Origin of the sequence: Furfurilactobacillus rossiae (genome assembly GCF_013394005.1) — a bacterium.
GTDB classification, from domain to species: Bacteria; Bacillota; Bacilli; order Lactobacillales; family Lactobacillaceae; genus Furfurilactobacillus; species Furfurilactobacillus rossiae.
Genome location: NZ_CP040585.1, coordinates 1 through 8,266, shown reverse-complemented (window position 1 = coordinate 8,266; position 8,266 = coordinate 1). Strand labels below are relative to the sequence as shown.

Sequence of the window (8,266 nt, the reverse complement as noted above, 5' to 3'; positions counted from 1 at the left end):
AAAATAACCTCCTTGAATAATACTACATTATTTGAATACAGGAGTAAATAAATGTAGTCGATAAACAGACAAAATGTAGTCGATAAACAGACAAAATGTAGTCGATAAACAGACAAAATGTAGTCGATAAACAGACAAAATGTAGTCGATAAACTTCTGTACGCCTTGGGGGAGTAAGGCTCAAGAGGGGTCTAAAAGAGGTTTAAAAGAGGTTTATAAAAGAGGTATATAAGAGGCACCACTGTACGAGGCCAAAACCTAGAATCAAAAAACACAAAGGAGTGAGCCAAAAAACAGGCTCACATTAAACTCCAGTCGCTATGCTCCTTGCGCCTCACGCTGTTCGTTGCCTAAAAGGTGTGGCAAGCCACATTAATTCGGGCGCTGACGCCCCGAACCCCGTCCAAGCTGAGCCAGCTTGACCGCTTTTTCACTCGCCGTTAGGCAGGAAAGCAAAGTTTTATAGAAACTTTGGCTTTCGCCAATTCAGTGTTAAGACTGGTTTAGAGCTGTCAATTCCTTATGCTCCCACGCTACGCTCGTCCGCTACCATTGACAGCAAACAGTTAGTTTTTTTGAATCTTAACAAGAATCTAACTGCTATATTCGTTTTTAAGGGCCTTATTTCTCGTTTCTAGCGGTTTTAAGACTGTTTATATATTTATACCAAAGGAAAAATAAAAAGCCCTCAGCAGGCTCTTAGAGGGCTAAATAACGAAGCCAGGACGATTAATAATATCTTCTTGTCTTTTTTGCAAAATATAAGTGTATAAGGAATCATACAAATTCTTTTTAATCTCGTCAGGTTCATTGACAGAAGCTTCAAACAATTCTTGAATATCAACTTGCCAAGGATCAGCAAGCATTTCATCAATTGGCTTTAATACTTTCTTTTCGTCCATCTTGATTACTCCTAACATTAAAATAATGCTTTCAGTTTAAATTTACAGATTTTACAGCACCGTTATTCAAAATTTGTTACCAAACTCATAAAGATTCTCTGCATAAAGCAATTAAAAAATTTGGTTGAAAGCAGCGGGATATGCAACAATTTTTAGCATTTAAAGCATAACAAACTCAGTTAAGTGTAAGCATAAATTGAATTAAGAATACATTCCATTCAACAACGGCAAAAATTGATTTTATGGTTATCAGCAGACCGAGTGAAACGAGGTCAATGCGCACTTACACATAGAATTTATTCTATGTTGTACTAGACCCATTAAAAACCTGTATCAGAAGTCGCCGTTGGCGACAACAAAATCAAACTAATTTACCCAAAATCAATTTGATCTAACATACTTTCGGTACTTGCTTGGTCTAAGCCTAAATAAGCTAAAGTCATCGCCTCACTGGAATGATTTAGCAAATTCATGACTAAGCCAATATTGTAATTTGATTGCGTGTAGGCCCGATAAGCCCCGGTTTTGCGCATCGTATGGGTCCCTAGATAATTAATTCCTAACAGATCGCCAACCTTGCTCATAATTTTGTAGAACTGTTTTTCCGTGATATGTCGCTCGGGGTGTTGAATGGAAGGAAAGAGCCATTCAGATGCTAGTTTATGATCAAGCAGCCATTGACGATACAATAAGAGTTCTGTTTGAACTGGTTTGAGGTACAAGGTATTAGGCTTACCAGTTTTTCGATCATGAATGAACGCATTTTGTTTAATAGAACCGTCCAGATTAAAAATATCGGTCTGTTTTAAACCCATAACGTCACTCACTCGCAGTAGCGTCGCTTTACCAACTTGAAAAATCGTATAGTTACGTCGGCCAGCTTTAAAGTTATTGAGTAACGTATCTTGAACCTCTTTAAGAACGTTTGAATCTTTGATGGGTAAGACAACTTGTTGCATGTAAATGACCTCCAGTAAGAATATTTGCATTGTGTATCTACACGGGATATACTTGACTTGTAATAATAATTTAGGAGGGGAAAATATGGAACTTATTAAAGACCAAACACGCTTAGCAAAGTGGGGAAACTCGAAAGCTGCTAGAATTCCTAGCCAAATTATTAAACAACTGAAATTAGATGATAACCAAGATATGACAATAACCATTGAAAATGGATCAATTGTTTTAACACCAATAAAAAAGAACCCAACCAATATTCACGAACTATTTAAAGATTGGAAAGATGACGGGAAAAGGGATCACGAGCTTGATTGGGGAAAGTCAGAAGGTAATGAACTTCAATGGTAAGCCAAGGTGATATATTTTATGTTAACTTTAATCCAAGCCGTGGTCATGAACAGATGAATAAGCGACCAGCCATTGCGCTAAGCAATGATCTAGTCTGTCAGACAAGTAACATGACGATTGTGGCTCCAATTAGCAGTACCAAGCGTAATTTTCCAATGTATCATCGACTAACTAGTAGTCAAACAGTATATGGAAAAGTATTATTAGATCAAACCATAGCCTTAGATTTACGGGCAAGACATGTCACTGATGAAACTATTGTCGATCATGTATCGCGTGAAGAACTAGAAGAAATAATCACTTTGTACAAATTATTGTTTAGTATTGATGACAAATAGAAGAAGTCATTTCTTTAATATTAAAACAAATAACCCCCAATATCTACATTATAGATATTGGGGGTTATTCTTTCAATGTTTTTGAGGGGCGATTTATTAATTATAGTCCCTAAGGGTTTCTTAACTAAAGACAGCGATAATCATTTTGGTGACTAAATAAATAATTGCAATTACCATCATCCAACCAGTTTCCGTTCATATCGTCTTTCAATTAGCTGAAAGAACAGCTTAGCACCCACTGACTCAATTGGGAGATAACCAATCTCGTCAATGATTAGAATTTTAAAACGGGCATACCGGCGCAACACTCCTTCGCTTCGTCCTTGAACTTGTGCTGTTTGAAGCTTGTTGATGAGGTCGCTACATCGAATAAACTGCGTTGAAATTCCTTGTTTACACCCTTCAATTCCAATGGCGGTGGCTAGGTGAGTCTTACCGACACCGGAGGTGCCGATAAACAAAATGTTTTGATTCTCTTGGGTGAATCTTAGTGTGCAGGGTGGAAAATTCCTGGTCCAGGTCATTTGCATCCCCCGTAAAGCTCCGGTCCAGCTGGATGTGCATCTTACCCGCGGCAAAATTCATCACATAATCGGTGTTCCAGATCCGGCCGTTTTCCTCGACTTTTTGATAACGGATAGCGACAGTATTGCCATTTCTGTACTCCTCGATCTCCAGCCAATGCCGGTCATCCCCGTACCTGACATTCATCTGCCCGTCCCAAACCAGTCCCGATATCACGTTCTCCTCGTACTGGCTCTCCTGGTTCCACTTGATCACCAACTGGATGAACTTTTCCTTAGTCAGAGTGTCGTTGACATCAAGCATAGTCGAATACAGCAGCATATTTTTGCCCTCTTCTACAGCAAAGTTAACGGTTACATTTCAATTATAGCCTATCAAACTGGAGTTTGCATCTACTGCATAAAAAAACTCTCTCTAAGCAAATAGAGAGGGTTGATTTGTATTGGAGAAAAAAATGTACTTAAGTCAGAGCTGCCGGTTTAGAAGAAGAATGGCATCCAAGCGCAGGAGCGGAAGCAACGGTTCGCTGCGAAGAATGGGCGGCAGCTGTAGCTGCGGTAACTGTAGTAGTGAACCCGGATAGTTACAACCACAACGTAACGCTGGCAAGTTGGAGTAGTTGGCTTGCTTGGTGCAGTTGGAGCCGTTGGCGCAGTAGGCGCCGTAGGTGCAGTTGGTGCAGTTGGAGCCGTTGGCGCCGTAGGTGCCGTAGGTGCAGTTGGTGCAGTTGGAGCCGTTGGCGCAGTTGGTGCAGTTGGGGCGGTTTCGGCAGTACCGGCAGTACCGGCAGTGCCAGCAGTGCCTGCGGTACCAGCAGTGCCTACAGTACCAGCAGTGCCTACAGTACCAGCAGTGCCTGCAGTACCGGCAGTGCCTGCGGTACCAGCAGTGCCTACAGTACCAGCAGTGCCTGCAGTACCGGCAGTGCCAGCAGTACCAGCAGTGCCTGCGGTACCAGCAGTGCCTACAGTACCGGCAGTACCGGCAGTGCCAGCAGTGCCTGCGGTACCAGCAGTGCCTACAGTACCAGCAGTGCCTACAGTACCAGCAGTGCCTGCAGTACCGGCAGTGCCTGCGGTACCAGCAGTGCCTACAGTACCAGCAGTGCCTGCAGTACCGGCAGTGCCAGCAGTACCAGCAGTGCCTGCGGTACCAGCAGTGCCTACAGTACCAGCAGTGCCTACAGTACCGGCAGTGCCTGCAGTGCCTGCAGTGCCTGCGGTACCTGCAGTAGCAGCAGTTTCAGCCAGATCGCTAGCTAACTTCTCTGAAGTTGCCGCGGTTTCAGCCTTGCTTGCCGTGTCGGCAGTCGTTGCTTCAGCAGCTTGGCTTGCCGTAGTCGCTTCGCTGGCAGTAGTCGTCTGAGCAGCAGGTTTGCTAGTTTGTGTTTGACTTGATTGGGTCTGGCTAGCTTGGCTCGGTTGAGCTTGAGTTTGACTAGTCTGAGCTGATGATTGTGTCGTGGTCGTCTGTGTTGAAGTCGTTGAGGTTGTTGAAGCTGTTGATGATGCAGCTGAGCTAGTAGCACTTGATGAAGCTTGACTAGTGGTTGCAGCAGAACTTGAAGCTTGGCTAGCAGCTGATTGCGTTGAGCTTGCTGAAGAAGCAGCACTCGTTGCAACACTTGAAGTAGCTTGGCTTGCAGTAGCAGCCGTGTCAGAACTAGTGCTAGTAGTCTGTTCAGTTGCAGTTTGCGTGTTTTGCACTTGCACGGCAGTCGTGTTAGCCGCGTCGTTTACATCATCAGCCTTAACGCTAACGCTGCTGCCAAAGGCAAAGAACATCCCTAAAGTGGCACTAGCCACCACTAAAGTTGACTTCCATTTTTTCATGAGACTTTCCTCCCGATTTTTCTCTTAATTCCATGTGTCGTCTTAACCCAGTTAGTCCGCCCGCTAATTTTTTTAAAAAAAAGCGATCACGATCGCCGGGTAAAGCAAGTAATTGTAAATAGCAAAAGTTATCACGGTCCAAACCAGCGAGCCATATTGCCTGGTATGGCTTGCCCGCTGGTACTGCACGATTATGTAGGCGTTAAAGGGCAAATTAATCCCCACGATCACCGCTAAGAGCTGCCAGTAGTCATCGAAATTGCTCAAGGTGAAGACGAAGACAGCCAGGCTGGCGACACCCGTAAATAGCGTGACAAAAGGTATCAGCATGTAAAAAGTCATCTCCGCCTTAGCTGGCAAATTGATAAAAGGACTCCGCAGCACCCGGCTCCAGTAGCCAAATAGGCAGTCAAGCCCCCCTTGCGTCCATCTGGCCCGCTGCTTAATAAAGGGACGGAGTTTGTCGATGGCCTCTTGATAAACCACCGTATCCCCGGCATACAAAGTCTTCTTCCCCTCCATTAAAAAACGGGTACTGAACTCAAAGTCTTCCAGCAAGGCGTTGCCCCATGGCCGCTGAGCCGTCACCGAGGAAACCCGGATAAACTGGCCATTGCCGGAAGCCGCCGCGTTGCCTAAGCGGTTTCTGGTGTTCTGAATCAAGTCGTTGATGACCGTGAACTCAATGTCCTGCATGATCTGCAGCCAGTTTCTGGTCTCCAGCATCCCCACCCTGGTCTGGAGCAGGTCCAGTTTTTCATCCTGGGCAAAATACTGGATAACCTTCTGGTAGCTTTCTTCCGCCATGTAGGCATCCGCGTCCAAAACGCCGCAGATCAAATGATCCCGGTCCCTGCTGTCCAGAATAACTTGCTGGTAGGCCCAGTTAAGAGCATTGCCCTTGCCTGTCTGGGCCTGGGGCAGCTGCCTTTGCAGTAGCTGAATCCTGCCGCCAGCCTGCTTGCTAAAATTTTTGACCAGCAAGGCCGTGTCGTCACTGGACGCGTCATCGATGATGACCATTTTTACATTGGGCAAATTCGCTGTTTCCATTAAAAACAGGCGCATAGTCTGCTCGATGATGCCTTCTTCATTCATGGCCGGAACCAGCAGGATCAACTGGTAGCCCTTGGCTAACAGGGGCTCAAGCTCAATTGACTTGCCGTTTTGCCCGGCGGCCAGAAGCAAGAAGACCCAGAGCAGATAAATGATTACGCCCGTAAATGATATTTCAAAAATTGTCTGGTTGATAAATCAACACCCCCTTTGAAGTAATGGGGGCTACTTAACCTTATAAGCCTTGGCTGCAGTCGCTGCCGTAGCCGCGGTTGCGGCAGTTGCTGCCTTTTCAGCCGTTGCGGCAGTGGCCGCGGTAGCTGCCAGAGACCCGTTTGCCTGGAATGCCCGGCTTGCCTGGAATGCCCGGCACGCTTGGAATGCCCGGAACTCCTGGCTTGCTTGGGATACCCGGGATTACTCCCCAGCCTTCACCAAGGGCGCCGCCCCCTGCTGCCTTTTCAGCAGTCGCCGCGGTGGTTGCTACATCAGCATTTTTGGCAGTTTGCGCTACAGCTGCCGTGCTGCCAACAGCTGCCGTGGTCAATGCGTCCGCCATAGCGCTTGGCAGGCCTGTTTGTGATAAAGCAAGCAGTAATGCTGGAAGGATAGCCAGCTTAACAATCTTTTTGATGTTCATGTTTTTCCCTCTCTATCTCATCTCTATTAAGTAATAACTCTATGCTTACTAATGCATATTATAATAATCATTAAGTCTAGTTGCAATATCGGTATGAACGTTATAGTCACCGTTTGCAAGTAGAATTTAGAACTTTGTCGAAAATCTGCAAGAAACTTTATTACAAGTACGCACCATCTCGGTTAACTCACCGCCGCAATACCAGTCTGGTAAAAGAAGTATCCACTATTTTCACATCCTGACATGGTTAAATTTTATTCTTACCAAAAATGCCACCAGGCATTTTTTTGTTTTAAATCATTAGCGTTATTCAAATTTGGATTGTCGTGCTTACTTTGTTTAGAAGTAATAGCTTTGAATTTTTCAATTTTTCTTTCAGCCATTAATTGCAATTGTTGTGATTGATCCAATAATTTTTGCATTGATTTCAATTGTTCATCTTTTTCTTTAATTTGGGTATCTTTAATTGCTAATTGCTGGTTGAGCAATTCTATTGTATTTATACTCATGTTACCAGTGTTACTAGTAAATTTCTTCTCTCCAAGTTTCTGACTGTTACCACCATCAAAATGTTGTTTTAACAGCAAATATCCCGAGTCACTGACAACTAATGTTTGTACTCCGCTCCTAGGAACGGTTTGCACATATTTCACTCTAAAGTTTGCATCTAGTTTTTTCCTAACGGCTTGTTTTGATACACCAAACTCGTCAGCAAGCTCTCTAATAGTTTTAGGCATGATTTCCAAACCCCTTTCGGAGTTCAGCAAGCATTTCTTGTCTTGTCTGATCTCTTATTGTTTTATCATGCTCAATCTGTCGTTCGGCTAAAATCTGTTTTTCAGTTGAGCCTAGTGGTAGGCCTTTAACTTTATCGGTAGCACGCCATTTTTCTTGTTCTGTTAATTCACCATTATTCTGGATATTAAAAAGTTTTTGACGCTCATCTTGGAACTTACCTTGAGAAAAGTCGTTTGCGTCTTTTCTTTCAGGCTTCCAAGTAAAAGTATAACCAATCACTGGTTTCCCACGACCTTTACCATATTTTTTTCGTATAGTTAGGCCTCTAAACAAAGGGGTTAGTTCTTCCTTAATTGGGCGAATAACCCTAGATTCAACGTTCGCAGGCTTACTCCAATAGCTTTGTGGAATATCTAGTAGTTCAAAGAAATCATTTTTAGAAAAATAAGCATAACCAGTGGTTCGGAATTGTTTAAGAATACGAAAAGTTGTTTTTGCGTAACTACTCTTTAAATCTCGGAACTCTGTCAAAGCATAACGAACCCAACTTTCGAGATTATTTAGAAGTTTCAACGCTTTGGGATAAATTTGAATATCAACATAAGGAACGTCTGCAGATCCCTTAATTTCAAATCGAGTGAACATGACAAACATCTCTCTATCAAGACCATCTTTACTTCGAGAGCCAAATCTAAGACCTAGTATTTTTTGATATGTACTTTGTATGTCATCAATAAACCGATTATTTGCGGTTGGCTTATAGGCACTTAACTCTTTTAACTGATCAAAGGTAAATCTAACAGTATCATCACCTTTATCACGCATTCTAGAAACTACAGAAAAGAACAAGTTCATTTCTACAGGAGTAAACCTTCGCAAGGGGATTGTATTTAATTCAGGGTCATATTTGACTAATTCATTGCTCAT

General features: G+C 43.5%; 11 protein-coding genes and 1 pseudogene. 3 read left to right on the top strand and 9 right to left on the bottom strand.

Annotated features, from left to right (window positions below):
* Nucleotides 1-707: 707 nt before the first annotated feature.
* Both LROSL1_RS00170 and LROSL1_RS00165 read right to left on the bottom strand, forming a co-directional pair.
* Entirely contained in the window at nt 708-920 is a 213-nt protein-coding gene (locus LROSL1_RS00170) for a hypothetical protein (RefSeq protein WP_010015136.1), read from the bottom strand.
* Nucleotides 921-1,273: 353 nt separating this feature from the next.
* Nucleotides 1,274-1,861 (bottom strand): site-specific integrase, encoded by a 588-nt coding sequence (locus tag LROSL1_RS00165; RefSeq protein ID WP_178913289.1) that lies wholly within the window; start codon nt 1,859-1,861, stop codon nt 1,274-1,276.
* An 85-nt stretch (nt 1,862-1,946) separates the two neighbouring features.
* On the opposite strand from LROSL1_RS00165, the gene LROSL1_RS00160 reads away from it, so the two are divergent.
* Together LROSL1_RS00160 and LROSL1_RS00155 are read left to right on the top strand one after the other, a co-directional pair.
* Nucleotides 1,947-2,210, top strand: a complete 264-nt coding sequence (locus LROSL1_RS00160; protein WP_178913288.1) for an AbrB/MazE/SpoVT family DNA-binding domain-containing protein — start codon at nt 1,947-1,949, stop codon at nt 2,208-2,210.
* A complete protein-coding gene (locus LROSL1_RS00155) occupies nt 2,204-2,548 on the top strand; it encodes a type II toxin-antitoxin system PemK/MazF family toxin (protein WP_001748110.1) in 345 nt (114 codons plus the stop codon). Before LROSL1_RS00160 ends, LROSL1_RS00155 begins: the two co-directional genes overlap by 7 nt.
* Before the next feature lie 176 nt (nt 2,549-2,724).
* Here LROSL1_RS00155 and LROSL1_RS00150 read toward each other — a convergent pair whose 3' ends face one another.
* The 5 genes from LROSL1_RS00150 to LROSL1_RS00130 form a co-directional block, all read right to left on the bottom strand.
* Nucleotides 2,725-3,072, bottom strand: coding sequence for an ATP-binding protein (locus tag LROSL1_RS00150; RefSeq protein WP_225440507.1), 348 nt, complete (start codon nt 3,070-3,072; stop codon nt 2,725-2,727).
* A complete protein-coding gene (locus LROSL1_RS00145; RefSeq protein ID WP_178913286.1) occupies nt 2,981-3,394 on the bottom strand; it encodes a hypothetical protein in 414 nt (137 codons plus the stop codon). The genes LROSL1_RS00150 and LROSL1_RS00145 overlap by 92 nt, the downstream gene beginning before the upstream one ends.
* Nucleotides 3,395-3,552: 158 nt before the next feature.
* Nucleotides 3,553-4,905: a hypothetical protein gene (locus LROSL1_RS00140; protein WP_178913285.1), complete on the bottom strand. Its 1,353-nt coding sequence runs from the start codon at nt 4,903-4,905 to the stop codon at nt 3,553-3,555.
* Between the two features lie 72 nt (nt 4,906-4,977).
* The gene (locus LROSL1_RS00135) at nt 4,978-6,093 is read right to left on the bottom strand and encodes a glycosyltransferase (protein ID WP_225440506.1); all 1,116 of its coding nucleotides are present in this window, start codon (nt 6,091-6,093) and stop codon (nt 4,978-4,980) included.
* A gap of 160 nt (nt 6,094-6,253) precedes the next feature.
* Nucleotides 6,254-6,601 (bottom strand): hypothetical protein, encoded by a 348-nt coding sequence (locus LROSL1_RS00130; RefSeq protein WP_225440505.1) that lies wholly within the window; start codon nt 6,599-6,601, stop codon nt 6,254-6,256.
* An 80-nt stretch (nt 6,602-6,681) separates the two neighbouring features.
* Here LROSL1_RS00130 and LROSL1_RS13305 point away from each other — a divergent pair.
* Nucleotides 6,682-6,816 (top strand): annotated as a pseudogene (locus tag LROSL1_RS13305) (IS982 family transposase); the annotation flags it as partial.
* A 45-nt stretch (nt 6,817-6,861) separates the two neighbouring features.
* Here the strand turns inward: LROSL1_RS13305 and LROSL1_RS00125 are convergent.
* The gene (locus tag LROSL1_RS00125; protein WP_137631714.1) at nt 6,862-7,338 is read right to left on the bottom strand and encodes a helix-turn-helix domain-containing protein; all 477 of its coding nucleotides are present in this window, start codon (nt 7,336-7,338) and stop codon (nt 6,862-6,864) included.
* Entirely contained in the window at nt 7,331-8,266 is a 936-nt protein-coding gene (locus tag LROSL1_RS00120) for a replication initiation protein (RefSeq protein ID WP_057802899.1), read from the bottom strand. Before LROSL1_RS00120 ends, LROSL1_RS00125 begins: the two co-directional genes overlap by 8 nt.